Origin of the sequence: Streptococcus australis, from assembly GCF_047463015.1 — a bacterium.
In the GTDB taxonomy this organism is placed as follows: domain Bacteria; phylum Bacillota; class Bacilli; order Lactobacillales; family Streptococcaceae; genus Streptococcus; species Streptococcus australis_F.
Genome location: NZ_JASHER010000002.1, coordinates 161,515 through 184,759, shown reverse-complemented (window position 1 = coordinate 184,759; position 23,245 = coordinate 161,515). Strand labels below are relative to the sequence as shown.

Sequence of the window (23,245 nt, the reverse complement as noted above, 5' to 3'; positions counted from 1 at the left end):
CTAATCACATTCGGAGGTAAGGAGATATGAACAACTAAGTTTCGTTAAATAAGATACTTTATTTAGTGGACTGCTTGTTCTATCTCTTTTTGTGTACCCTCTCGCCTATTCTCCAACCTTTTGTTGGCTAAATTAGGTCTTTTTCTGCTTGGGTTCCGCTTGAATACAGCTCTACTAAATAGGTAGAGCTGTTTTTTGTCCCAGTAGAAAGGAATCTTATGCTAAAACTATCCCACCTCACTATCCGCCATACAAAAGATTTACGCGATCTAGTACGTAATCTGTCCCTAACCATACATGAAGGAGAAAAAGTTGCTATTATTGGCGAAGAAGGGAATGGAAAATCTTCCTTACTTCAGGTCCTCATGTCCCCAAAATCTCTACCAGATTATCTGACCATAGAAGGAGAAATCACCACTTCCTTTCACTCCTATGCCTATATTCCCCAGTCTTTGCCGGAAGCATTGAAGGGAAAAACTTTGGGAGAATATTTTTTTGGAGAGGACGAGCTAGACTATGCCAGCCTCTACAGACTGGCTGATCAATTGCATTTTAATAGCGACCGCTTTGCAAGCGATCAAACCATCGGAAGTCTATCTGGAGGAGAAGCCCTCAAGGTCCAACTGCTTCACGAACTTTGTCGTCCTCATGAATTGCTATTTTTAGATGAACCCTCAAACGATCTAGATTTAGAGACCCTGGACTGGCTCCAGCAGATGATCCAAACAAGCCCCAAAACCATTTTATTTATTTCCCATCATGAGGATTTTTTGACTCAGACAGCGGATACGATCATCCATCTAAGACAGATCAAACACCGCAAGGAGGCTGAAACCATTGTAGAGCACCTAGGCTATCAAGACTACAGTAGCCAGAGGGAGCAACAATTCAAGCAGCAGTCCCAGCAAGCTGCCAACGATCAACGAACCTACCGAAAAACAATGGAGAAGCATCGTCGCGTCCGTCAGCAAGTTGAAACATCCTTACGAAACACTAAGGATAGTACCGCTGGACGTCTCCTGGCAAAGAAAATGAAGTCCCTCCTCTCACAAGAAAAGCGCTACGAGCGAGTATTCCAATCTATGACTCCCCAACCCTATGATGAGGAAGTCATCAATCTGCATTTTCCTCACCTCACTCCCTTGTCTCCTCAAAAACGAGTCCTTCTCTTAGATCAGGAAGATCTCGCAATTGGTGATCGGGTCCTGATTAAGAACCTCTCCCTCACTCTTCAAGGGCAGGACAAAATAGGGATTATCGGTTCTAACGGTGTAGGGAAATCCACTTTCCTAAAAATGATATGGGAGATCTTACAGAAGAATGAGAGCATCCGTACTGCCTATATGCCTCAAGATTACACTGAAGGCCTTCCTTTGACTCAGACACCGGTTCAATTTCTACAGCATTCAGGCGATCGCGAAGAAATCAACACCATTCAATTGCATTTAGCCTCCCTCAACTTTACCTATTCGGAAATGCACCATCCGATCTCAGAACTTTCTGGTGGCCAGCAAGGAAAACTCTTTCTCCTGCAACTAGTACTCACAAGTCCCCAGTTTCTGCTCTTGGACGAGCCTACCCGCAATTTTTCCCCCACTTCCCAACCAGAAATTCGACGCCTATTCGCAGACTACCCAGGCGGACTAGTTACAGTCTCCCATGACCGGACCTTCCTCAAAGAAGTCTGCCAAAAAATCTATCGTCTGACCGAAAATGGTTTGGTAGAAATAGAATCGCTCTAACGTAAAAAAGATTGGCCAAAAACCAATCTTTTTTCTATTTCTTCGCTGCCTCTTGTCCCATTTCCTGGGTACGTTTGTAGGCTGCTTCCACTCCTGCAATAATGTCGCCCCGTAAGCCAACTTGTTCCAGACGATTGACTCCTGCGATAGTAGAGCCACCTGGGCTACAAACTGCATCTCGCAAGCGGGCTGGGTGCTCGCCTGTCTCTAGGACCATTTGACTAGCGCCTTGGAAGGTCTGTGCAGCCATCTGCAAGGCTTGCTCTCGAGTAAGCCCTAAGCTTACTCCTGCATCTGCCATGGCTTCGATCATCTGATAGACAAAGGCTGGACCACAGCCTGCGACAGCCGTTGCAGGATCCATTAATGTTTCCTCGATTTCGTAGAGGACCCCTGCTCCTGTTAAGAGCTGGTTGACTTGGGCTACTTGCTGGTCTGTCACTACTTGGGAGCGGGCCAGACTGATGACACCTTGACCAATGGCTACGGGCGTATTGGGCATGATGCGGATGAGACCCACCTGGTCATTCTGGATCACATCAGCCATTTTTTCTAGCTCCAGGCCTGCAGCCATGGAAACCAGTAAGAGATTGGAACGTTCGGCCAAAATGTTCTGATACTCTTCTAGGAGAGGGAAGATTTGATAGGGTTTGACCCCTAAGAAGATAACCTCTGCCTCTTCAAAGGCCTGTTGAACATGAGACGCTGTGCCGCCATACTTGCTGATGAATTCTTCCACCTTTTGAGGGGAACGATTGACCAAAAGTAAATCTGTGGCAGCCACTTCTTTTGCGACTGCTTTGGCCAGACTAGCGCCCATGTTTCCAAGTCCGATAAATGCTACTTTCATCTCTTACCTCACTTGACCATTTCCAGTGACCAGATACTTATAGCTGGTCAGCTCACGCAATCCCATAGGACCACGCGCATGCAGCTTCTGGGTCGAGATCCCCATCTCACAGCCTAGGCCAAACTCTCCGCCATCTGTGAAGCGGGTCGAGGCATTGACATAAACGGCTGCCGAGTCCACCTGGTTGCTGAAGACTTCAATGGCTCTTGGATCTTCAGAAACAATGGCATCTGAATGATGGGTACTGTGGGCTTCAATATGAGCAATCGCTTCTTCTACAGAAGGAACCACCTTGACAGCCATGACATAATCTAAGAATTCCGTATCAAAGTCAGTCTCAGAAGCTGGTGTCCCAGCAATGATTTGTTGAGCCTGAGCATCCAAGCGCAGTTCCACTGGCACCGGAGCCTCTTCTACCAAGACTTTCTTCACTAGTGGCAGAAAGTCATCAGCAATAGCTTCATGCACCAAGAGAACTTCCATGGCATTACAGACGGATGGTCGGCTGGTCTTGGCATTCTGGATGATATTGAGAGCCTTGTCTAAATCTGCCGCTTGATCGACATAGACGTGGACAATCCCTGTTCCTGTCTCAATCACAGGGACAATTGCTTGCTCTACAACTGCCTGGATCAAGCCAGCTCCCCCACGTGGAATGAGAAGGTCTAGATCCCCCTTGGCCTTCATCATGACCAGACTGCTCTCCCGACTGGTATCTTCGACCAACTGGAGGACAGCAGGATCAATGGTGGTTGCTTGCAAACCTGTTTTTAAGGCGCTAACGATGGCATGGGCTGTCTGATAGGCATCCTTGCCACTGCGCAGAACAACAGCACTCCCGCTTTTCAGGGCCAAGGCTGCTGCATCAGAGGTCACGTTTGGACGACTTTCATAGATAATCCCAATAACCCCCATGGCCACTCGTTTCTTCTGAATGACCAAACCGTTCTCCAGGGTCCGCTCCTCCAAGAGTTCTCCGACTGGATCGGGTAGGGCAGCCACTTGGAGAATCCCATCGGCCATGGCTTGAATGCGCTCTTCTGTCAAGAGCAGGCGATCCAGCATTACCTCCGAAATCCGGCCCTGAGCTGCTTCCATATCCAATTGATTAGCAGCCAAAATATCAGCTGTTGCGTCAACCAAGGCGTCGGCCATCGCTCTTAAGGCTTTATTTTTCTCATCACTTGTTGCAGTATTAATACTTTTTTTGGCCTGTTTAGCCAGGCGAATCTGGTCAATCGTCTCCATCTAATCCCTCCTTTAAAATTCTGTAAATAAGAGTTCTACCTCAGGTGTGATGGTAATCCAATCATCCCGGTGAATGACAATACCCTTTGGCTTTTGACCATGGAGCAAATCCTTAATGGCCGCAGCCCCTAAGCGGGTACGCCCTTTCCCAATGACCTGTCCAGTCTCTCCATCATGAACCGTGATAATATCGAAGAAAGAGAAAGCTCCCTCAACCTTTACCACACCAGACACAAGGATACTCTTGCCCTCTTCTTTGACAGCCTTAACCGCCCCTTGGTCCAGCCATACAGACCCTTGGCTAGGGGCATAGAAGGCCAGCCACTGTTTCTGATTGCGCAAAAACTTGTCCTGAGCTGTAAAATAGCTACCATCCTGAGTCTTCTCTGCTGCTTCTAGAAGAGCGTCTTCCTTCAAGGACGAGCAAATGTAAACAGGAACTCCTGACTCGGTGGCAATGGTGGCTGCTTTGATTTTTGTCAGCATGCCACCTGTCCCATTACTTGAGCCTGCTCCACCGGCCATCTCGATAATGTCCTTGCTGATCGAATCGATCCGTTCCAAACGCTTGGCAGTCGGATCCTTTTGGGGATGTCCTGTATAGAGACCATCCACATCCGTCAGCAAGACCAAGAGATCTGCCTGGACCATAGCCGCCACTTGGGCACTTAGGGTATCGTTGTCTCCGACCTTGAGTTCTTCAATCGAAACTGTATCGTTCTCATTGATGATCGGAATGGCCCCTCTTTGCAAGAGGACAGAGAGAGCCTGGTGGGCATTTTTATAGCGGCGTTGGTCAACAAAGTCATCCTGGGTCAAGAGGACCTGGGCAGATACGATGTCGCGTACCAGTAGATTAGAGGTATATTCTTCTAACAGCAACCCTTGGCCAACTGCTGCAGAAGCCTGCTTGTCTGCGATTTTGGTCGGGCGTTTTTTAAAGCCAAGCGCACCAAAACCAGCCGCAATCGCCCCCGAAGAGACCAAAATCAATTCATGCCCTTGCTCATGTAAGAGAGCTAGTTGCTGGGTGATGGCCTTGACCTTGCTCCGAGACAAGCTTCCATCTTGATTGGTTAGGGAAGAGGTTCCCACTTTAAACACAATTCTCTTATTCTTCATCCATTCATTCTCCAGAGTATTCGATTGTAACATTATACCATGAAAGCCTTAAAAAATACTAAGAGCGGACCAGGGGAAACCCCCATTTGTCCACAAAAAAACGAGTTTGACCCACAAGAGGTAAACTCGTTTTGATGATTGAATGCTTATCCTTGACGAAGCTGCTCCAAGGTTTTTTGAAAAATCTCCGGAACCTCTACTGAAAACTCCATGACCTCTCCCGTCCGAGGATGGGTAAAGCCCAGTGTCTTAGCATGGAGGAACTGGCCATGGCCTTTCAAAGTCTTGCGAGGGCCATAGACTTCATCACCAGCGACTGGATGGCCAATGTAGGCCATGTGAACCCGAATCTGGTGGGTCCGGCCTGTCTCCAATTGCAACTCGACCAAGCTATAATCCCCGAAACGCTCCAAGACATGGAAACGGGTCAGAGCTGGTTTTCCTTTGGCTGTCACAGCCTGCTTCTTACGGTCCTTGTCACTCCGCCCAATCGGCGCCTCAATAACACCCCGATCGTTAGGAAGATTGCCGTGGACAATAGCCCAATACTTGCGCAGGGACTTCTTAGCCTTGAGCTCATCTGCCAAGGCTACATGGGCCACATCATTCTTGGCCACCATGAGAAGGCCAGAGGTGTCCTTGTCAATCCGATGGACGATCCCCGGACGAAGCTCACCATTGATCCCTGACAAGTCCTTGATGTGATACATAAGGGCATTGACCAGGGTCCCACTGGTATGACCGGCACTCGGATGGACCACCATGCCCTGGGGCTTGTTGACCACTGCGACATCCGCATCTTGATAGACAATCTCTAAGGGAATATCTTCTGCCTCGTAGGTCACTTCTTCCACTTGAGGGACTTCATAGCTGATAACATCCCCTTCTTTTACGGTATATTTGGCCTTTTTGACTTGACCATTGACGAGGATCTTTCCTTCCTTGATCTGCTCATTGGCCAAGCCACGTGAGAGTTCAGTCAACTCTGAGACGGCCTTATCCAGTCGCGCTCCAGCGACTTCTACTCTAACTTCCATGGCTCTCCTCTCTCAATAGATAAATCAGTAGCAGTCCCACCCCGATGGTTAAATAGATATCCGCTACATTGAAGATGGCAAAATTCATAAAATCCAAGTGGAACATATCGACGACAAAGCCCTGACGGAGCCGGTCAATAAAGTTGCCAATTCCCCCTGAAATAATCAAGGTCAACCCCAACAAAAGCCAAATGGAGCCTTTGATATGACGATAGAGATAGACAAAGGCTGCCCCCATCGCAATCAAAGTAATGATGGTAAAGAACCACTGTTGGTTTTCTAGCATGGAGAAGGCCGCTCCAGAGTTCTTGAGGTAGGTCAAACTGACCACTTTGGGAATGAAGCGACGCATACCCCCCAGTGGGATTTCCTTGACGACATATCCCTTCACCGCTTGATCCAGAAGGATCAAGAGGAGGATACTAATAAAAATACTTACTTTTCTCTTCATTGCCTACCTCTTCTCATCAAAGTAAGCTTCCATGACTTGGACAAACTTCTCAGCCACTGGTGAGAGATCTACCTCTTCCCGTTTGACATAGACCATTTTATTATTCAGATCATCGATCAAGGGGATAACCGTAATCCCATTCACCGACTGGCTATCCAAGAAGCCAGAACCAGTCGCATAGGCATCGGTCCGCTCTAAGATCCCATTCAGGGTTGCGCGGTCCGTCACATTGAAGAGCTGGGAACTGCTACTCGTATCGACAAAGTTCTCCGAATAGTAGAGATACTCATCCTTTTCCTGGGTAAAGCGAACAGTCGGTAGGTGTGCCAAGTCCTCCATCACTAAGGATTCTTTCTTGGCTAATGGATGGCCCTTACGCAAATAGATATGGGTCTGGAAAGGAATCAGGTCAACGACTTCCAAGCCCAATTTATCCACCCGTTGCATGATCCCTTTAGTATTTTGCTTATTGAGGTAGATAATCCCCAATTCACTATGACCCTGAGCCACTTCATCCAGGATTTGAACTGTCGTAGACTCAAAAATCCGGAAGTCTTTATTCTCAGGATAAAGGACTGAGAATTGGGTAATCAAAGGGGGAAGGAAATCATAGTGCTGACTCGAGATTGAGAATTCCTTCTTTTCTTCCTCAGGATTGGCATATTGGTTTTGAAAAACATCAAAGCCCTTGACCAATTCTTGGGCCTTTTCATAAAATTCCATCCCGCGGCGGGTCAAGAAAGTCCCTGAACTAGTCCGACGGAAAATCTTAAAGCCCAGTTCCTTCTCCAAGTCTCTCACAGAGATGGACAGACTCGGCTGACTGACGTACATTTTTTCAGCTGCTTCACGAAAAGTACCACTATTGGCAATCGCGACAACATAGCGTAATTGTTGAATATTCATGTCTTCTTCCTTCTAACAATATCACTCCATTATACCATAATCTAGAGGATGAAAAAAGATGGGGACATCAATAGAAGTCTGAAGACGAAGAAATAAAATATTAACCTCGTATTTATTGAAAGTTTTGTATAAGTTCAGCCCCATCTTGAACCATTTACAGATGGTATTAGAACTGCAATCAGCGTAGTGAGCTGCGCTTACGATAGATAACCAGCGTTTCTCAGCTGTCCCGTGAGAAAGAAAGTCAGTATAAGACTCTTTGAACTGCTCTCGTACCACCATCCTAATGCCACTTTCAAATTCTTCACTTAGGATGTTCATATTAACCTCCAAATGTGCTATAATCTAAGTAGTTATTTTTTTTGAGCCGCTGTTCCTGCAGTGGCTTTTTGCATTTATTCAATCAGTACCGACTACCTTAATGATTTTTTCAAGGTGGTCTTTTTCTTTTTCAAGATCATCAATAAATTCTTCCATTCCTTTCCTCCTTTTTATTTATGATATAATAATTAATAAATAATATTATCTGAGGCTAAAGATGTCCCGATATACAGATTACAAATACGCATCTGGTGTTTTAAAAGGAATCGAAAACAAACCAGAAAAATATCTCATTATTCATTATTCGTGCGAAAGTTTCTACAATCTAGGGGGGAAAAGCCCCAGAATTGCATCAATATCCGTTCGTCAATTCAATAATGCTCAAACGAATAACTTTTCAATTCATCAATACTCTGAAATGTTACACATTCCTATCACAGATGAGAATTACAGAATTATCGAAAAAGAATTGCTAAGTGATTTCTTTGCATTTGTAGATAAAAACTCCGATAAAACTTGGATTCACTGGAATATGAGAGATAGCGTCTTCGGTTTCAATGCTCTAGAACAACGATTCAAGGTTCTTGGTGGCTCACCAGTCGCTATCGACAACGATAAGAAAATAGATCTTGGTCATTTGTTCAAATTACTATACGGTGGTAATTATATTGAGAATCCACATATTGAAAAACTACTACATTTGAATAATTTTAATCCAAAACAATTCCTTACCGGCAAAGATGAAGCAGAAGCTTTCGACAATGGGGAATACGTAAAACTCAGTATGTCAACTTCGAGTAAAGTTAATCTGTTCTCCACATTTGTTACACATGCTATCAATAAAACATTGAAGACCAACGTTTCCATATGGACAATCAGGGGAGTATCTGTCAAGGGACTTTATTCCACTTTTCAGGAAACAACCTATGGACAAATGATTCTATGGATTATAAACCTTATCCTAGGTGGAATAATCGGTGCAGTAATCGCAAAATACATTCCATAACAGACCGTCTAGAAAGTAGTCCAAGCATTTTCTGAGCTTGTTCTACTTCTTTTTTTGCGTCTTCTATAGAAATTAGAGTTGGGTTATCGAACCAATCTTTTTCTAAATAATACTTTTTCTCATGCCCAGACATATAAGCAATCAATGACTGAAAATGCTTTATGCGTACATGAAGATGTTTTATATTTTCTTTCACCCTTCCTACTCCTCAAATTTTTCCCAGGACTCATTAATTTGCAACTTTTTATTGATACGAAGCTTCAAGTCATCACTGCCTTTACCATCCTTGAAAAGCTGTGTGATGGCTGAAGGACTAACACCTACAACGATAGCTAGATCACTCTGTGACCACCCACGCTTCTCAATGCGCTGTTTTACAAGTTCGATCCACTTACGATGTTGTTGACTCATGTAACTTTCTCCTTTCTGCTATAATAGTTTTAAAAAAATAATTATGAGGTGGAACAATGAAGCTGAACCCTGACTGCATTCGTGACCTATTACTTGATATCGAAGCAAAATCTACATTTGATAATGTTGTGATTTACAACGAAGAAAAGGACGAACCTTTGTTTAATAAATATGGAGTGGATACGATTTTTTACCATATTCGTCAAGCGGATTACGCAGGATTTTTTATTGGAGAAGTAACTTATACTTATGATTTATCCGCAATTATTATCGACTTGTCTCCAGAAGCACATGAGTTTCTGGCTAACATTAGACAAGATACAAATTGGAATAAAACTAAGAGCGTAGCTTCAAAAGTAGGTTCATTTTCATTGAATGTTTTAAAAGACATCTCTATAGAAGTCATTTCAAAAGTTATTTCAGACCAACTCAACAAGTAAAGTAACTTTTAGTTCAGAAAATTTTCTCGACACATCTAGCCTTTTCAATTCATAAAATTTTACCCCTTTTAATTCTTTGGAGTTCAAAATCAATTTATTGCCACGGAAACGCAAACTGTTAAATCGTGGCTTTTCTATGTTTCTTTTAATAACATACGGCCAATGTTTTGGTCTTGGCATCTGCTGTTCCTCCTCTCTATCAAATCTATAAGTTAAAGAGTTAGTAAATTATTTTATAAAACGCTTGACAGTTTTAAATAAATAATTTAAAATGTAAGCATAATTAAAAACCTTGATAAAACCTTATATCTATCAATTTTCTTGCTCGCCAAAGCTATTTATTTTTAGATAAGTTTTAACTTCGTTTTTTACTAACTCATTAACTTACAAAAACTATTTTAAATCATTTATTTACTTTGTCAACACTTTTAAATAAATGATTTAAATATTTTTTGTCAATCTCTCAGAAAGGTTGATAAATCAATGTTCCCAACATTTGAAAAAGTTAGAGAATTAGCTCGAAAAAAGGGCTTATCTCTAAATCAAGTTGAAGAAAAACTCGGATACAGTAAAAATACTCTGTATTCTTTAAAGCGACAAAAGATCAGCTCCGAACGATTACAAGAAATCGCTGACTACTTCAACGTGTCCACCGACTACTTACTAGGACGCACAGAAAACCCACACATTGCGAAAGATGGTGATGCTTCTGCACCATTAGACCTCAGAGACATTGCTGCACAATCAATGTTATTCGATGGAAAACCACTTACCGAAGAAGATATTGACTTTATTACAGCAGTCTTGGAGGCACACTTAAAAAATAAATAGAGGTGCATTTATGACTGTAAGAGAGCTTTGCGCCCAGGAGGGTGTGAGCCTATGCTACTTTTATGGAAGCGAATGGCACAGTCCAGGATTCTTCAATTCGGCATTAAAAGTCCTTGCTCTCGATATCAATCTATCGGAGCAAGATCAAAAACAAGTAGCTCTACATGAATTGGGACATAAAGAACATAGCCCAGTCCAGTATGAGGTTAATAGGGAGTTGTGTGAGCTACAAGCTGATCGTAGCATGATTCATCATCTATTAGAAGAAGAATTAAAAACTATGGATGATATGTCAGAATTTAATTACATCCATTTTATGGAACGGTATAATTTAAAAACCATCGCTAACGAAACGATGGTGATTGATGAATATAAGGCTTTAACAAGTCAACATTAACATTTACCGAAAATCAAACAATTGCAAGAATGTAAACATCCCTACACTTGGCCTTGCCAAATTTTAAATGTTGGGGATTTTATAATAAGGAATGATAAACTAATGAATTACAATGCTTTAAATGATCATGAAGTACAAGAATTAATTAACAAGTTGAAATACCCTAAAAGTCTGTTATCTTTTAATGAAATATATACCATAATCTCTTCTTTATTTGGTAAAATAGATGTAGACGAAGGTGTTATTGACGACGATGACATTCAATATATACTTCACATTTACAGAGGAAGAATAAAGCCTGAGAGATACAGTATTCATATTAGATTCAAAAATTCTCATGATCATTTGGTCAGAGTAGATATAAACCCATCTAATAGACATTTAAATCCTGACGGATCAATTATAGAGGGAAATCACATCCATATATATTCTAATCGATACGATAAAAAAGATAGTATTGCAATCCCACTAAAAAATTCTGACTTTCCTAATTTAACTCACATTGTGGACGTATTTTCTGAATTCATCAAATATACACACATAGAGACGGAGGTTGATGATGAATAACTCAAATACACTTAAAAAAATATTTTTTGATTGGTTGTTGAAAGAATACCAATTCAATGATTTAGAAAAGAATTTTGTAGAGATAAGTACACCGTTTTTAGACAATGATTTTGATCATATCGTATTATATGCTGAATTTTTATCAGATGGTCGTGTGACACTTACAGATGATGGATGGACAATTAACAATTTGAAAAGCCACGGTGTTTCCTTCTCTAATCGCTCAACATACAAAAATAATTTAATTAATACAATCGTAAACAATTTGGGAACAAAAATCGAAAATGGAGAGTTATGTATTACTACCAGTCTTGATAAATTTCCGCTTGCGAAACAACGCTTACTTCAGACTATTATGCAAGTGAATGATATGATTGTTTTGCGAGATACATCAATAAAAAATGTTTTTCACGATGAAATAGAAAAAACTTTAGTGAAGAGAGAGGTACTTTTCACAAGAAGGCCATCTTTTTCTGGAAAAGAGGGTATCACTGTTCAATTTGACTTTGCTATTCCTACAATCAAAAACGAGAGACTTATAAGAACTATTTCGAATGGAAACGATCTTAATAGAGCTAAGTTACTTGCGATGGATACACGTATTTTGCAAAACCATAAAGATAATGTTGAATACATTGCTGTCGTTGATGATATCCATCATAAATTTGATAAAGTAGCAGAAACGCAAGCTATATTTAATGAAAATAGTAAAAATAAAATAATATTGCTATCTCACAAAGAAGTTTTGGATAACTCTCGTTTATTATCAAATGCAATATAAAAAATTCCCCACACTCTCCTTCGCCAAAAATTGAGTGTGAGGAATGCGGTATAAGAAAAGCCATTCAAAAGGTCTTTTTCTTATACCCATTTTAACAAGAAATGAGGTAAAAATCAATGATCAAAAAATATAAAAAAGGTGATGGTTTCGCCTACTATTTTAAAGCCTATCATGGAATTGACCCTTTGACTGGCAAGAAGATTGTTACTCTTAGACGTGGCTTTAAAACCGAACGAGAAGCTAGACTGGCTGAAGCCAAGTGTTTATCTGATTATGAGAAGAAAACCTTTAGAAGCAGAAACACAACTACTACTTTCAATCAGGTATATGAAACTTGGAAAGAGCATTATCGAAATACAGTTAAAGAATCAACCTATGTTAGCCAAATTGACAGAGCAGACAGACTTATTATCCCTCATTTTGGAGATAAGCCTATAAATAAAATTACTCTATCTATGTGCCAAGCTCAAGTCAATAAATGGGCTGAAGAATATCAGCGATTTTTCGGGATCATCAGCATTGCTAATCAGATATTTGATTATGCAATATCTATGGAATTGATTGATAGCAATCCAATGAGAAAAACTCTAAAACCAAAAAGAAAAAAGAAAGATAAGGAAGAGCTTGAACAATTCTATAATAAAGAAGAGCTGAAAACTTTTTTTGAAATGGTCCAGGAACTTGATGATATAGAAATGCTCACTTTCTTCCGTTTGTTGGCTTTCACAGGGATGAGGAAAAACGAGGTAGGCGCATTAAGATAGACTGATATTGATTTGGAGAGTGGGCAACTAAAAGTTAACCAAACACTAGCAAAGGGAGAAAACAATAAAATCATATTTCAGACTCCAAAAACGAAAAAAGGCCAGCGAACAATATCGCTGGATCCAAAAACTATTGAAATTTTGAAAGATTGGCATAAATACAGTACAAAAGGCTTATTATTTAAAAACGAATCAGGCAGCCCTAAAAGTATTGTGCATGTCAATAACTTGCTGAATCGAGTTTGGAGAAGGTACCCTGATTTCAAGCGTATCACTCCTCACGGATTCAGACATACACACTGCTCACTACTTTTCGAAGCTGGTGCTACTATCAAGGAGGTTCAGGAAAGACTCGGTCATGAGAATATTCAAACCACTATGGACATCTATGCTCACGTCACCCAAAAAGCAAAGGATGAAGTAGCTAACAAGTTCGCTTACTACATTGGTTTTTAAAATATGGGTATCAGCGTGGGTATCAAAACAAAAAACAGGCTCTCCGAATATATCGGAAAGCCTTATTTTATGCTATTTAAAGCAATTATTTTGCGATTGGGTAAACAGAAACTTGTTTCTTATCGCGACCTTTGCGTTCGAAGCGTACTACGCCTTCAACTTTAGCGAACAAAGTATCGTCTCCACCACGTCCAACGTTCACACCTGGGTAGATGTGAGTACCGCGTTGACGGTAAAGGATAGATCCACCTGTTACAGTTTGTCCATCAGCTGCTTTAGCTCCAAGACGTTTAGCTTGTGAATCACGTCCGTTTGATGTAGAACCTCCACCTTTTTTGTGGGCGAAAAGTTGCAAGTTAGCAAGATTCAATTTCAACATAATTGTTTTCCTCCAGTTAGTTTTCTGTGATAACTCTTGTTTGGACGAACTCGGATGAGTTCTCCGATAAGTTTGCCATCCCTAAGAAAAATGATTCAAAGAATAGTTGGGTCATTTCTCTTTGATGAGGTGGAATGTCTGTCGGGATTGTGACCCGCATGAAGCCACCCTCTTCTTCGTTTAATTCTAGTTCCGGTTCATAGCCTGCAAATTTCTCAACTGAGTTGACAAAGTTAATGGCAAGCGTAGAAACCGATGCACACACGACATCTAAGCCGTATTCGCCACTTTCGGCGTGACCAGTAATTTCTGCACTCCTCAGCTCGCCATCTTCGGCTCGTTCAAAGACTGCTTGTATCATGTGTTCTCCTAAAAATTAAGCGTTGATTGCGTTGATGACAACTTTAGTGTAAGGTTGACGGTGACCTTGTTTACGGTGGCTACCTTTTTTAGGTTTGTACTTGTAAGTAACAACTTTCTTTTGTTTTCCTTGTTTTTCAACAGTTCCAACAACAGTAGCTCCTGAAACAAGTGGAGTTCCGACAACAGTGTTTTCACCACCAACAAGAACAACTTCGTTAAATGTAACTTCTTGACCAGCTTCAACGTTCAATTTTTCAACGTAGACTGCTTGACCAACTTCAACTTTAACTTGTTTTCCGCCAGTTTTAATGATTGCGTATGTGCTCATTATGCACCTCCTATGTATTTTTGGGTTTCCCCGTATTTTGTGAAGACTCGCCTAGCATCGTGGGACGAACCACTTACTCTCATGGAAATGAGCGACGATGTTCGAGCGGTTGCACAGGCATGTGCATAGTCAACTCTCTTAGTATATCACTTCTATCAGACAAAGACAAGCATTTTTGTCCCTTGAAAACGGATTTTCATCATTTAATGATAAAAATTGAGTAAAACAAGCGTTTTCCCCATTTTCATCGATTGGTCTCGCTGACTCTTCAAGCAATTTTACTAGATCTTACAACAAATCCTCAATCAGCTCATCGACTTCATCTGCTTCTGCTTGAGGCGTGATCTCTGTTACGATAATACCTGCGACAGCCCGCTCCACCAAGGCTTCCACGTCCATACGTTGCTCATACTGCTCTGCATTTTTGAGTTTTGGATTAGTCTTTGGACGATCCGGAGCAAAGATGGTACAGCAATCTTCGAAAGGCTGGATAGAGATTTCAAAGGTATCGATGGCTTGGGCGATATCGATAATCTCCAACTTGTCCATGGTCACCACTGGACGGATGACGGGCGTATTGGTCACGGCATTGATGGCCTGCATGCTCTCCAGTGTTTGGCTGGCAACCTGACCAAGACTTTCCCCATTGATGATGACTAGGCCACCACGAATTTGACGGATACGGTCTGTAATGCGCATCATAAAGCGACGGGTCAGAGTCATGAGATAGGCTTCTGGTGCCTTGGCTTTAATCTCTTCTTGAATCTCAGTAAAAGGTACCTCGATAAACTGGATATTGCCCCCAAACTTGGTCAATTTACGAGTTAAATCGTGGGCTTTTTTCAGCGCACCCGGGCTGGTATAAGGCGGGCTAGCAAAGTGAACCGCTTCAATGTCCACACCTCGCTTCAAGGCTAGGTAACCCGCTACTGGAGAATCAATCCCACCAGATAGCATGAGCATGCCTTTACCAGACGTCCCAACTGGCAGACCACCTGCTCCCTTAATGGTTTCATAAGAGATATAGGCTGCTTCTTCCCGGATCTCTACTTGGAGGTTGATATCCGGTTTTTTCATTTGGGCTTGGATACTTGGGATCGCTTCAAAGACAGCGCCACCCAAGGTTTGGTTGAGCTCACGGCTATCGAGTTCAAAGGTATGGTCACTGCGCTTACTTGAGATTTTAAAGGTCAAGCCGTCCTTGTAAATCTCCTTCATGATCTCTTGCACCGCCACTTTTAGAGTTGGGACTGATTTTTCAATCTTGTAAACGGGTGAAAAATTTTGAATCCCGAAGACCTGTTTAAGAGATTCAGCCACCGGTTCATAATCCGTTCCATTTAGATAGGCATGAGCTCGGTCTCGATCGGCCGTCACTTTGACAGCTGGGTAAATGGACAAAACATCTGAGATATTATTGCGCAATTTATTAATGAAGCGCATCCGGTTCTTTCCTTTAGTAGAAAGCTCCCCATAGCGGATCATAATTTCTGAATAAGTTAATGGCATAGTAACTTCCTTTTCTTTTCCTTAACGCACCTTTCGCGTCTTTTCATAGATCAGTTTGAACTTGGTCAAAAATTGCTCGACCTGACTCATGTCATTTTCGAGATCGAGGCTTAGGCGGACTGCTGTTTGTGCCAGAGCCTTATCGACTCCCATAGCAATCAGGGTTCCAGCTGGTTTGCCAGCCTTAGAAGAGCAGGCAGAGGTTGTCGAGATATAAATCTCATACTCTTCGAAAGCGTGGACGATGACTTCTCCTCGCACTCCCTTGATACCAAAAGTTAAGATATGGGGTGCAAAGCCCTCATCTCCTGAGAAGACAGTCACATCTGGGTAATGAGTTAATTCCTCACGAATGACTTCCTTCAACTGATGGCATTTACGCTCAAAATCCTCTTGACGCTCCATCGCCAAGCGCAAGGCCTTGGCAGTCGCTGCAATTCCAGCTAAGTTCTCAGTCGTCGAACGAAGGTCCTTTTCTTGTCCGCCACCTGTTAAGAGGGGACTGATCTTTTTGCCTTCTTTGAGATAGAGGAAGCCAACCCCACGAAGTCCATGGAACTTATGACTGGAGAAGGTCGCTAGATCCACCCGTTCTGGTAGGTAGAGAGCGGTTGAAACCTTAGCCAGCGCCTGAACCCCATCGACATGGAAAGTGATGGTCGGACGATCCGCCAATAGGTCTGCAATAGCTTGAATCGGCTGGATAGAACCCACTTCATTATTGACAGCCATGATCGAAACGAGGGTTGTATCCGGACGCAAGAGTTTTTCCAGCTCTTCTACTTGGACAAAGCCATGCGCATCGACTGGAGCAATATCCACTTCAAATCCTTGACCTTGTAGCCAAAGGGCCGATTCCTTCACAGCTGGATGCTCAATAGCTGAGACAATGATATGCTTTCCATAAGGAGCTTTTTCAAAAGCAACTCCCTTGATCGCCCAGTTGTCTCCTTCAGTCCCACCTGAGGTGAAATAGATTTCTTCTGCTTTCTTGCCTAGGAGGGTAGCTATCTGCTTACGAGATGCCTCCAAGATCCGGGTCGCTTGACTTCCCAGGTTGTGCAAGCTTGAGGGATTGCCCCAAATTTTGCTTGCGACTTCCGTGTAGGTAGCCAAGGCTTCTGGATAAGGTTTGGTTGTTGCTGAATTATCAAAGTAAATCATCTTCCACTCTCTCCTAGTCAATTTTCAATCATCTTATTGTAACATTTATAGGTTGGAGGGACAAGGATTTGGCAGGCTTCATTTTGTTCCTAGTTTCAGACAGAAAACTTGTAAATTTCTCAAAATAGCTTATGATGAAGATTGAGAGTTTTGTCAAGCGCTTACAAAACTACGTTCTGGCTTTTAAAACATTTGTTCAACAACTGAACTGGTCCCGAAAGATGATAAAAGGAGACAAACATGAAACGACCAATCTATCTATCCATTGCCCTAGGTGGAAGTCTTGCTCTTGGAGGACTGCTCACTGTCCTACCACCACTTCCATTTTCCCTCCCTTCTGCCCGACTAGCCTGTCACGGTAAAGGACAGTGTGACCTACAACAGCCCTTGGAGAAGCCACCTTACTTTAGGGAAGATGAAGGCAGCCTCCGCGAAATGAGCCTTATCCAACCAATCCCTGGTGAATCCGATAGCTACATCAAATTCAATTGCTTGGTCGAATACAATGGCTGGTTCCGTCGTATCATCCGTGTCAAAGATGTAAAAGTGATTTCAAAAACCAAGGAATTCAAGGGTAAGATTGACTACTCTATCCCGGATCCAAACAAGATAGAGGTTCAGGCGAACGGTCAGTTTATCTCTCCTAATGACTCCTCTAGTTTTAGTAACCATGAAATCATCAGCCAGCCTAGTCAAACAAACCAACCAATTTCCGTCTCTGAAAAAGAACAGGCAAACTTTGAAACGTCCTCTGAGGCAAGCGAGACACAAAGTGTCCAGTTTGAAAGCAATTTGAAATTTTAACAACCTCTTTCATTTCTTTTTAGACATTTTCTCAAAAATGACGTATAATATCTAAAGTGTCCCTCTAAATGAGACATGAATTGAAATGAAGAGGAAGAAAAAAGAGAATGTCAAACTATTCACGTAAAAACAAGCATCAAGATGATTCCAGACCCTCTAGAGGAGAAAAGGTCAAACAAAGCCTCTCCTTTTTCCAAATGATTGTCGCTACAATTGCTAGTCTACTCGGGATTATCGTCACTTCATTTACCATCTATAGCATCATGAAGCCGACTAACAAGACCGAAGATAAAAAAGAATCTAGCACCAGTGTCGTCGTTGTTCATGAGAAGGATAGTGAGAACACCAATACAACTCCTACCACTACGGAAACCAATACTAGCAGTGAGGCAACTGACACGAGCAACACTCAAACGGATGCAAGTAGTGCGTCACAAACAGATACGAATACAGGAGAAACAACATCTGAGACTACTCCTGCAGCCAGTGATACAACCACAACTGCCAACTAATAAAAAAAGACCGTTTGGTCTTTTTTTGTTTCTAAAATAGAAAAGCCTCAGTCAACCAGAATTCCTGATCAAGAGAGGCTTATTTTTATTTGATGACTTCTTGTGTCTTCGCGTAGTTGGCTTCAACAGCTTCTTTTTCAGCTTTCCACCAGTCTTGGTGATCGGTGTACCACTTGATGGTTTCTTCCAAACCTGCTTCGAAGTTTGTGAATTGTGGTTCCCAACCCAATTCTTCACGCAATTTTGTTGAATCGATGGCGTAACGCAAATCGTGACCAGCACGGTCTGTTACACGGTCGTAGGCATCTTTTGGTTGACCCATTTTTTCAAGGATGAGTTCAAGCACTTCCTTGTTGTTCTTTTCACCATCAGCACCGATCAAGTAGGTTTCACCGATACGGCCTTTAGTGAGAATAGCCCATACACCCGTTGAGTGGTCGTTGGTATGGATCCAGTCACGGACGTTCTTGCCTTCACCATAAAGTTTTGGTTTGATACCAGACAAGATATTGGTGATTTGACGTGGGATAAACTTCTCGATGTGTTGGTATGGCCCGTAATTGTTTGAACAGTTTGAAATCGTTGCTTTGACACCAAAAGAACGAACCCAAGCCTTCACGATCAAGTCTGAAGCAGCCTTGGTTGATGAATAAGGGGATGATGGGTTGTATTTGGTTTCAGCAGTGAATTTTTCACCCGGACCTTCCCCATGTCCAGGAAGATCTTCACGCAATGGAAGGTCTCCATAGACTTCGTCTGTTGACACGTGGTGGAAACGGATATCGTACTTGCGAGCCGCTTCCAAAAGTGTGTATGTACCAATGAAGTTGGTGTGGATAAATGGTGATGGGTCATTCAATGAATTATCATTGTGGCTTTCAGCCGCATAGTGAACAATCGCATCAGCCTTAGCAGCTAATTGGTCCACCAAGGCTGCGTCAGCAATGTCACCCACAACCAATTCAACACGGTCCCCAAGGATTTCTTCAATGTTGGCACGGTTACCAGCGTAAGTGAGTTTGTCAAGGACAGTCACATGTACATCTGGATGGTTGTTGTAGACATAGTGTACGAAGTTTGAACCGATGAAACCAGCGCCACCGGTTACGATGATGTTTTTGTATTCAGTCATTTTTTCTTGTCTCCAATCTGTGAATAATACTCTGAAATCCTATCAAAGTTAATTATCCCAATAAATGTTAATTCCATGGAAATCATCATACTAGTTATTATATAACAGATAAAGTTCCATAACACAGTACCAAAATAAATAAATATTTCAGTGGTTTTTTTCAAAAAAATATCTACCAGTGAATCATGCAATTCAGCTGACCAATTTGAGAAATTAGGAAGTTTAATAAATAGATAATTTAAAGCTAAAACAAAAAACAACATAATAATCGGCATTATAAGAAAGAAAAATTTCTCCCCTCTACTTTTTCTATTAAAAACTTCTTTCCAATCGTTAAAAAAATTTTCGTTTGCAAACATTCCCATAAAACTAATCAAAAAAGCAGATACGCCAATTGAAAAACATTCTAAAAATTGAAATGAATTTGCAGAGTTGAAAATTCCTTTTATAGTTATAACAAGGGATAATAATACAATAGATAAAAATTGATGTATTTGTATTTTTATAAATTCCCGAGATTCTAAAAATTCTTTCATAATAATTTACAAATCTTCTGCTTTTAGGGGTTTGACGTCTTTGAGCAATGGGTGATTCTTGTCAGCTTCTGAGACTTCTGCTTCTTCCAAATTTTCCCACTGGATGTCTAGACTTGGGTCTGCATAATTAACAAATGCATATTTTGGCTTGAGTTCCAATGCCCAGTAATCATTGACCAAATAGCTGTAGGCTACTTTGTCAGACAAGACTTGGAAACCATTGGCAACACCACGTGGTACGAAGATTCCTTTTGAAGCATCAATCACAGTTTGGTAGGTATTCCCGAAGGTCTCACCTTCACGAAGGTCTACCCAAGTTCCAAGAACCTTTCCTTCATCTGCAACAGAGATGTACTTGTCCCAAGGTTCTGCATGCAAGCCACGCAAAACATGCTTGCGTGAGAAAGAAACATTATTTTGCAACTTGCCTTCGGCAAAGAAGCTTTCAGGAAATCCAAAGGGAAGCATCTTCTCTTTTTGAAAGTTTTCTTTAAACCAACCACGGTTATCTCCATGAACTGGAATATCAAATTCCAGCAAACCTGGGATCGCTTCAATCTTACGGGCTGCTAATTCTTTTCCGAAAAATTGTTCTGTCATTAAGCTTCTCCAATCAAACGGAGCAAATATTGTCCGTATTCGTTTTTCTTCAGAGGTTGAGCCAATTCATAGACTTGCTCTTTAGTAATATAGCCCATACGATAGGCGATTTCCTCAAGGTTGGCTACTTGGACATTTTGCAAACGTTGAACAGTCTCGATATATTGAGAAGCCTGCAAGAGACTTTCATGAGTTCCTGTATCCAACCAAGCAAAGCCACGGCCCATGAGCTCAACAGAGAGATCTCCACGCTCCAAATAGGCCTTGTTGACATCGGTGATTTCGAGCTCTCCACGAGGACTTGGTTTGATGTTTTTGGCAATCTCTACCACATCATTGTCATAGAAGTAAAGCCCAGTCACCGCAAAATTCGATTTTGGATGTTCTGGTTTTTCTTCGATTGAGACGGCATTCATGTCCGCATCAAACTCTACCACACCAAAACGTTCTGGATCTTTGACTTGGTAACCAAAGACAGTCGCGCCTTTTTCTTTGGCTTCCGCCCGTTGCAACATCTTGGTTAAGCCATTTCCGTGGAAGATATTATCTCCAAGAACGAGGGCAACATGATCATCACCAATAAATTCTTCTCCAATGATGAAAGCTTGCGCCAAGCCATCTGGACTTGGTTGCTCTGCATAAGAGAGGGAAATTCCTAGTTCAGAACCATCTCCAAGAAGCTCTTCAAAACGAGGAAGATCCTGCGGAGTTGAGATGATCAGGATATCTTTGATCCCTGCCAACATAAGGGTTGACAGTGGATAGTAGATCATTGGTTTGTCATAAATGGGCATCAACTGTTTGGAAGCAGCACGGGTCAAAGGATACAAACGAGTCCCCGAACCACCAGCTAAAATAATACCTTTCATAATGTTAGGCCTTTCTACGTAGTCATTACCCTTATTTTATCATGTTTATATAAAAAAGTCACCTTGCATTTGTGTTGCAAGGTGATGACACTTTATCCCAAAGCGACGTCTAGGATCATCATAATGACAAAGCCAACCACGAGACCGAGGGTCGCAACATCTGTGTTGCCATTAGTCTGCGAGTCTGGGATCAACTCTTCGACCACTACAAAGATCATAGCGCCTGCCGCAAAGCCCATCATAATGTCCAGTAATTTGCGACTAATATGCTTGAAGAAAAAGACGATGGCTGATCCTACGATGGATGGTACAGCCCCATGTAAACAATCCTGCGAGAAAGGCCTGTAAGACCACGGATTGTGATTGAAACCAATTCATAACAACTCCCATTTTCTTGTTGATTCACTTGTTCTATTCTACTATTTTTATCCGAATGAAGGAAGGTCCTTCGAAAAAAAGAGAGTGGGACAGAAATCGGTAATTCGTTAGAATTCGATTTCGTCGTCCCACCTCCGCACAGTTGAGTAGGGCTGTAAAAGCTGATGAAATCAGCGTAGTAGAGCCCACTCAACCACTGCGTCTTGCTCGATAATCCAAAGACAATTGAGAGGCTAGGACTTTTGTCCCACTCTCTTCTTCACATATTGTTCAACTGGATAATCTGCTGAATCTAAGCGTAGGTTGCCTCCTGCCACTAGTTGGGCTAGATGCCAACCAATGAGGGGACCTGTTGTGAGGCCGGACGAACCTAGGCCACTGGCGACATAAATACCAGCTTGATTGGGAAGAGCCCCCCAGAATGGTGAAAAGTCACTGGTGTAGGCCCGTGTACCAACGCGCTCGCCAACAACTGTCGCTTGAGCTAGTTCTGGATAGTAGGCCAAGGCTTCTGTTTCCATCTGATTCAGCAGAGCTTGATCCACCATCAGGTCAAAGCCCATCTCATTCTCATGAGTGGCTCCCATACTGATCTTGCCCTTTTGGAAGGGAATGATATCCAGCTCTCCTTCTGGCATGACCACAGGATATTCATCAGTATCTAGGTCTAGCTGATAATCCCGCAGTTGCCCCTTTTGCGGACGGACATCAACTTGGTAGCCAATCGACTCGAGGATTTGTCCCAGCCAGGCTCCTGTTGCCAGGATAACTTGGTCATACCTTTCTCCTGCAATCTGATAGCCAGCACTTGAGACTGAGAGAGCAACCTCTTCCTTGATCACTCTTGCCCCACTTGCCTGAAGAAGGGTAACTGTCAGAAGGGCCCCCTCTACATGGGCTCCACCTGATGCATAGAGCAGCTTCTCAAAACCTTGCAGCCCTGGGAATTGCTGGGCCACTTCTTCTTTGGTTAAAATCGCTAAGTCTCCGATCAAGGGAGATTCTTCCCGACGACTCAGTGCCAACTGATAGAGTTCCTCTAATTTCTCCTCATTTTTCTTGAGAAGATAGACGCCGGTCTGCTGGTAAAAATCTCTTTTGATTCCGTCCTTGGCCAGGTCTTCTACCAATTCTTGGTAAAAGTCTGCTCCCAGACGAGCTAGGCGATACCAGGCCTTATTCCGCCGTTTAGAAAACCAAGGGCTAATAATGCCAGCAGCCGCCTTAGTTGCTTGGCCGACTCCATGGTCATAAACGGTCACAGCCACCTGTGCTTCTTTGGATAAATAATAGGCTGCAGTGGATCCCACGATCCCTGCACCAATAATGGCAACTTTCATG

29 protein-coding genes, 2 pseudogenes and 1 other annotated feature are annotated in these 23,245 nt (G+C 42.3%); of the genes and pseudogenes, 11 read left to right on the top strand and 20 right to left on the bottom strand.

What is annotated here, in order from left to right; genetic code table 11:
- Positions 1-218 precede the first annotated feature (218 nt).
- On the top strand, positions 219-1,742 hold the full coding sequence (locus tag QM873_RS02695; RefSeq protein ID WP_195610759.1) for an ATP-binding cassette domain-containing protein: 1,524 nt from the start codon (positions 219-221) through the stop codon (positions 1,740-1,742).
- 34 nt (positions 1,743-1,776) lie between these two features.
- Here QM873_RS02695 and proC read toward each other — a convergent pair whose 3' ends face one another.
- From proC to QM873_RS02660, 7 genes are all read right to left on the bottom strand, one after another.
- Entirely contained in the window at positions 1,777-2,592 is an 816-nt protein-coding gene (gene proC, locus QM873_RS02690) for a pyrroline-5-carboxylate reductase (RefSeq protein ID WP_343094058.1), read from the bottom strand.
- Between the two features lie 3 nt (positions 2,593-2,595).
- The gene (locus tag QM873_RS02685) at positions 2,596-3,840 is read right to left on the bottom strand and encodes a glutamate-5-semialdehyde dehydrogenase (RefSeq protein WP_195610757.1); all 1,245 of its coding nucleotides are present in this window, start codon (positions 3,838-3,840) and stop codon (positions 2,596-2,598) included.
- A gap of 12 nt (positions 3,841-3,852) precedes the next feature.
- Positions 3,853-4,962 carry a glutamate 5-kinase gene (proB, locus tag QM873_RS02680; protein ID WP_195610756.1) on the bottom strand — a complete coding sequence of 370 codons (1,110 nt, stop codon included), beginning with the start codon at positions 4,960-4,962 and terminating at the stop codon, positions 3,853-3,855.
- Positions 4,963-5,108: 146 nt separating this feature from the next.
- Positions 5,109-5,999 (bottom strand): RluA family pseudouridine synthase, encoded by an 891-nt coding sequence (locus QM873_RS02675; RefSeq protein WP_154858308.1) that lies wholly within the window; start codon positions 5,997-5,999, stop codon positions 5,109-5,111.
- Complete coding sequence (gene lspA, locus QM873_RS02670) at positions 5,989-6,450, bottom strand: signal peptidase II (RefSeq protein WP_048716749.1); 462 nt, start codon at positions 6,448-6,450, stop codon at positions 5,989-5,991. The genes QM873_RS02675 and lspA overlap by 11 nt, the downstream gene beginning before the upstream one ends.
- A gap of 3 nt (positions 6,451-6,453) precedes the next feature.
- Positions 6,454-7,356: a LysR family transcriptional regulator gene (locus QM873_RS02665; protein ID WP_048690250.1), complete on the bottom strand. Its 903-nt coding sequence runs from the start codon at positions 7,354-7,356 to the stop codon at positions 6,454-6,456.
- A gap of 21 nt (positions 7,357-7,377) precedes the next feature.
- Positions 7,378-7,677, bottom strand: coding sequence for a hypothetical protein (locus QM873_RS02660; RefSeq protein ID WP_343094060.1), 300 nt, complete (start codon positions 7,675-7,677; stop codon positions 7,378-7,380).
- Between the two features lie 217 nt (positions 7,678-7,894).
- On the opposite strand from QM873_RS02660, the gene QM873_RS02655 reads away from it, so the two are divergent.
- Positions 7,895-8,683, top strand: a complete 789-nt coding sequence (locus QM873_RS02655) for a hypothetical protein (protein WP_343094061.1) — start codon at positions 7,895-7,897, stop codon at positions 8,681-8,683.
- 201 nt (positions 8,684-8,884) lie between these two features.
- Here the strand turns inward: QM873_RS02655 and QM873_RS02650 are convergent, their stop codons facing one another.
- Positions 8,885-9,094, bottom strand: coding sequence for a helix-turn-helix domain-containing protein (locus QM873_RS02650; protein WP_343094062.1), 210 nt, complete (start codon positions 9,092-9,094; stop codon positions 8,885-8,887).
- Between the two features lie 56 nt (positions 9,095-9,150).
- On the opposite strand from QM873_RS02650, the gene QM873_RS02645 reads away from it, so the two are divergent.
- The 7 genes from QM873_RS02645 (at position 9,151) to QM873_RS02615 (ending at position 13,330) form a co-directional block, all read left to right on the top strand.
- Positions 9,151-9,534 carry a DUF2513 domain-containing protein gene (locus QM873_RS02645; protein WP_343094063.1) on the top strand — a complete coding sequence of 128 codons (384 nt, stop codon included), beginning with the start codon at positions 9,151-9,153 and terminating at the stop codon, positions 9,532-9,534.
- A 483-nt stretch (positions 9,535-10,017) separates the two neighbouring features.
- Positions 10,018-10,365, top strand: a complete 348-nt coding sequence (locus QM873_RS02640) for a helix-turn-helix domain-containing protein (protein WP_343094064.1) — start codon at positions 10,018-10,020, stop codon at positions 10,363-10,365.
- Between the two features lie 10 nt (positions 10,366-10,375).
- Positions 10,376-10,762 (top strand): ImmA/IrrE family metallo-endopeptidase, encoded by a 387-nt coding sequence (locus QM873_RS02635; protein ID WP_343094065.1) that lies wholly within the window; start codon positions 10,376-10,378, stop codon positions 10,760-10,762.
- A 102-nt stretch (positions 10,763-10,864) separates the two neighbouring features.
- Positions 10,865-11,329, top strand: coding sequence for a DUF6978 family protein (locus QM873_RS02630; RefSeq protein ID WP_343094066.1), 465 nt, complete (start codon positions 10,865-10,867; stop codon positions 11,327-11,329).
- The gene (locus QM873_RS02625) at positions 11,322-12,110 is read left to right on the top strand and encodes a DUF1828 domain-containing protein (protein WP_343094067.1); all 789 of its coding nucleotides are present in this window, start codon (positions 11,322-11,324) and stop codon (positions 12,108-12,110) included. The genes QM873_RS02630 and QM873_RS02625 overlap by 8 nt, the downstream gene beginning before the upstream one ends.
- 116 nt (positions 12,111-12,226) lie before the next feature.
- Positions 12,227-12,874, top strand: a complete 648-nt coding sequence (locus QM873_RS02620; RefSeq protein WP_343094068.1) for a site-specific integrase — start codon at positions 12,227-12,229, stop codon at positions 12,872-12,874.
- 12 nt (positions 12,875-12,886) lie between these two features.
- A complete protein-coding gene (locus tag QM873_RS02615) occupies positions 12,887-13,330 on the top strand; it encodes a site-specific integrase (protein WP_414278749.1) in 444 nt (147 codons plus the stop codon).
- A gap of 85 nt (positions 13,331-13,415) precedes the next feature.
- Here the strand turns inward: QM873_RS02615 and rpmA are convergent, their stop codons facing one another.
- From rpmA to QM873_RS02590, 5 genes are all read right to left on the bottom strand, one after another.
- The gene (gene rpmA, locus QM873_RS02610) at positions 13,416-13,709 is read right to left on the bottom strand and encodes a 50S ribosomal protein L27 (protein ID WP_003002805.1); all 294 of its coding nucleotides are present in this window, start codon (positions 13,707-13,709) and stop codon (positions 13,416-13,418) included.
- 16 nt (positions 13,710-13,725) lie between these two features.
- On the bottom strand, positions 13,726-14,070 hold the full coding sequence (locus QM873_RS02605; RefSeq protein ID WP_006596492.1) for a ribosomal-processing cysteine protease Prp: 345 nt from the start codon (positions 14,068-14,070) through the stop codon (positions 13,726-13,728).
- A gap of 15 nt (positions 14,071-14,085) precedes the next feature.
- Positions 14,086-14,400 (bottom strand): 50S ribosomal protein L21, encoded by a 315-nt coding sequence (gene rplU, locus QM873_RS02600; protein ID WP_003007734.1) that lies wholly within the window; start codon positions 14,398-14,400, stop codon positions 14,086-14,088.
- A gap of 33 nt (positions 14,401-14,433) precedes the next feature.
- Positions 14,434-14,521 (bottom strand) — a sequence feature (ribosomal protein L21 leader region).
- Between the two features lie 167 nt (positions 14,522-14,688).
- The gene (gene thiI, locus QM873_RS02595; RefSeq protein WP_414278748.1) at positions 14,689-15,909 is read right to left on the bottom strand and encodes a tRNA uracil 4-sulfurtransferase ThiI; all 1,221 of its coding nucleotides are present in this window, start codon (positions 15,907-15,909) and stop codon (positions 14,689-14,691) included.
- A gap of 21 nt (positions 15,910-15,930) precedes the next feature.
- Positions 15,931-17,073 (bottom strand): cysteine desulfurase family protein, encoded by a 1,143-nt coding sequence (locus tag QM873_RS02590; RefSeq protein WP_129268985.1) that lies wholly within the window; start codon positions 17,071-17,073, stop codon positions 15,931-15,933.
- A 240-nt stretch (positions 17,074-17,313) separates the two neighbouring features.
- Here QM873_RS02590 and QM873_RS02585 point away from each other — a divergent pair, with 240 nt between their 5' ends.
- Both QM873_RS02585 and QM873_RS02580 read left to right on the top strand, forming a co-directional pair.
- Positions 17,314-17,877: a hypothetical protein gene (locus QM873_RS02585; protein WP_414278747.1), complete on the top strand. Its 564-nt coding sequence runs from the start codon at positions 17,314-17,316 to the stop codon at positions 17,875-17,877.
- A gap of 107 nt (positions 17,878-17,984) precedes the next feature.
- Entirely contained in the window at positions 17,985-18,389 is a 405-nt protein-coding gene (locus QM873_RS02580; protein ID WP_414278746.1) for a DUF6556 family protein, read from the top strand.
- Positions 18,390-18,474: 85 nt separating this feature from the next.
- Here QM873_RS02580 and rfbB read toward each other — a convergent pair whose 3' ends face one another.
- The 7 genes and pseudogenes from rfbB to QM873_RS02545 all read right to left on the bottom strand — a co-directional run bounded on the left by rfbB (position 18,475) and on the right by QM873_RS02545 (position 23,244).
- Complete coding sequence (rfbB, locus tag QM873_RS02575; protein WP_126404123.1) at positions 18,475-19,521, bottom strand: dTDP-glucose 4,6-dehydratase; 1,047 nt, start codon at positions 19,519-19,521, stop codon at positions 18,475-18,477.
- Positions 19,518-20,057, bottom strand: a complete 540-nt coding sequence (locus tag QM873_RS02570) for a hypothetical protein (protein ID WP_414278745.1) — start codon at positions 20,055-20,057, stop codon at positions 19,518-19,520. Before QM873_RS02570 ends, rfbB begins: the two co-directional genes overlap by 4 nt.
- Before the next feature lie 6 nt (positions 20,058-20,063).
- The gene (locus tag QM873_RS02565; protein WP_414278744.1) at positions 20,064-20,657 is read right to left on the bottom strand and encodes a dTDP-4-dehydrorhamnose 3,5-epimerase family protein; all 594 of its coding nucleotides are present in this window, start codon (positions 20,655-20,657) and stop codon (positions 20,064-20,066) included.
- Positions 20,657-21,526, bottom strand: a complete 870-nt coding sequence (gene rfbA / locus QM873_RS02560; protein ID WP_006596504.1) for a glucose-1-phosphate thymidylyltransferase RfbA — start codon at positions 21,524-21,526, stop codon at positions 20,657-20,659. The genes QM873_RS02565 and rfbA overlap by 1 nt, the downstream gene beginning before the upstream one ends.
- 92 nt (positions 21,527-21,618) lie before the next feature.
- A pseudogene (locus QM873_RS02555) lies at positions 21,619-21,762 on the bottom strand (zinc transporter); the annotation flags it as partial.
- A pseudogene (locus QM873_RS02550) lies at positions 21,739-21,916 on the bottom strand (ZIP family metal transporter); the annotation flags it as partial. The pseudogenes QM873_RS02555 and QM873_RS02550, both read right to left, overlap by 24 nt.
- A gap of 221 nt (positions 21,917-22,137) precedes the next feature.
- Positions 22,138-23,244, bottom strand: a complete 1,107-nt coding sequence (locus QM873_RS02545; RefSeq protein ID WP_414278743.1) for an NAD(P)/FAD-dependent oxidoreductase — start codon at positions 23,242-23,244, stop codon at positions 22,138-22,140.
- Position 23,245 lies beyond the last annotated feature (1 nt).

Bases quoted from the DNA above. Each gene is read 5' to 3' on its own strand.
- QM873_RS02695 (WP_195610759.1), top strand. From the start codon at position 219: ATGCTAAAACTATCCCACCTCACTATCCGCCATACAAAAGATTTACGC.
- proC (WP_343094058.1), bottom strand. From the start codon at position 2,592: ATGAAAGTAGCATTTATCGGACTTGGAAACATGGGCGCTAGTCTGGCC.
- QM873_RS02685 (WP_195610757.1), bottom strand. From the start codon at position 3,840: ATGGAGACGATTGACCAGATTCGCCTGGCTAAACAGGCCAAAAAAAGT.
- proB (WP_195610756.1), bottom strand. From the start codon at position 4,962: ATGAAGAATAAGAGAATTGTGTTTAAAGTGGGAACCTCTTCCCTAACC.
- QM873_RS02675 (WP_154858308.1), bottom strand. From the start codon at position 5,999: ATGGAAGTTAGAGTAGAAGTCGCTGGAGCGCGACTGGATAAGGCCGTC.
- lspA (WP_048716749.1), bottom strand. From the start codon at position 6,450: ATGAAGAGAAAAGTAAGTATTTTTATTAGTATCCTCCTCTTGATCCTT.
- QM873_RS02665 (WP_048690250.1), bottom strand. From the start codon at position 7,356: ATGAATATTCAACAATTACGCTATGTTGTCGCGATTGCCAATAGTGGT.
- QM873_RS02660 (WP_343094060.1), bottom strand. From the start codon at position 7,677: ATGAACATCCTAAGTGAAGAATTTGAAAGTGGCATTAGGATGGTGGTA.
- QM873_RS02655 (WP_343094061.1), top strand. From the start codon at position 7,895: ATGTCCCGATATACAGATTACAAATACGCATCTGGTGTTTTAAAAGGA.
- QM873_RS02650 (WP_343094062.1), bottom strand. From the start codon at position 9,094: ATGAGTCAACAACATCGTAAGTGGATCGAACTTGTAAAACAGCGCATT.
- QM873_RS02645 (WP_343094063.1), top strand. From the start codon at position 9,151: ATGAAGCTGAACCCTGACTGCATTCGTGACCTATTACTTGATATCGAA.
- QM873_RS02640 (WP_343094064.1), top strand. From the start codon at position 10,018: ATGTTCCCAACATTTGAAAAAGTTAGAGAATTAGCTCGAAAAAAGGGC.
- QM873_RS02635 (WP_343094065.1), top strand. From the start codon at position 10,376: ATGACTGTAAGAGAGCTTTGCGCCCAGGAGGGTGTGAGCCTATGCTAC.
- QM873_RS02630 (WP_343094066.1), top strand. From the start codon at position 10,865: ATGAATTACAATGCTTTAAATGATCATGAAGTACAAGAATTAATTAAC.
- QM873_RS02625 (WP_343094067.1), top strand. From the start codon at position 11,322: ATGAATAACTCAAATACACTTAAAAAAATATTTTTTGATTGGTTGTTG.
- QM873_RS02620 (WP_343094068.1), top strand. From the start codon at position 12,227: ATGATCAAAAAATATAAAAAAGGTGATGGTTTCGCCTACTATTTTAAA.
- rpmA (WP_003002805.1), bottom strand. From the start codon at position 13,709: ATGTTGAAATTGAATCTTGCTAACTTGCAACTTTTCGCCCACAAAAAA.
- QM873_RS02605 (WP_006596492.1), bottom strand. From the start codon at position 14,070: ATGATACAAGCAGTCTTTGAACGAGCCGAAGATGGCGAGCTGAGGAGT.
- rplU (WP_003007734.1), bottom strand. From the start codon at position 14,400: ATGAGCACATACGCAATCATTAAAACTGGCGGAAAACAAGTTAAAGTT.
- thiI (WP_414278748.1), bottom strand. From the start codon at position 15,909: ATGCCATTAACTTATTCAGAAATTATGATCCGCTATGGGGAGCTTTCT.
- QM873_RS02590 (WP_129268985.1), bottom strand. From the start codon at position 17,073: ATGATTTACTTTGATAATTCAGCAACAACCAAACCTTATCCAGAAGCC.
- QM873_RS02585 (WP_414278747.1), top strand. From the start codon at position 17,314: ATGAAACGACCAATCTATCTATCCATTGCCCTAGGTGGAAGTCTTGCT.
- QM873_RS02580 (WP_414278746.1), top strand. From the start codon at position 17,985: ATGTCAAACTATTCACGTAAAAACAAGCATCAAGATGATTCCAGACCC.
- rfbB (WP_126404123.1), bottom strand. From the start codon at position 19,521: ATGACTGAATACAAAAACATCATCGTAACCGGTGGCGCTGGTTTCATC.
- QM873_RS02570 (WP_414278745.1), bottom strand. From the start codon at position 20,057: ATGAAAGAATTTTTAGAATCTCGGGAATTTATAAAAATACAAATACAT.
- QM873_RS02565 (WP_414278744.1), bottom strand. From the start codon at position 20,657: ATGACAGAACAATTTTTCGGAAAAGAATTAGCAGCCCGTAAGATTGAA.
- rfbA (WP_006596504.1), bottom strand. From the start codon at position 21,526: ATGAAAGGTATTATTTTAGCTGGTGGTTCGGGGACTCGTTTGTATCCT.
- QM873_RS02545 (WP_414278743.1), bottom strand. From the start codon at position 23,244: ATGAAAGTTGCCATTATTGGTGCAGGGATCGTGGGATCCACTGCAGCC.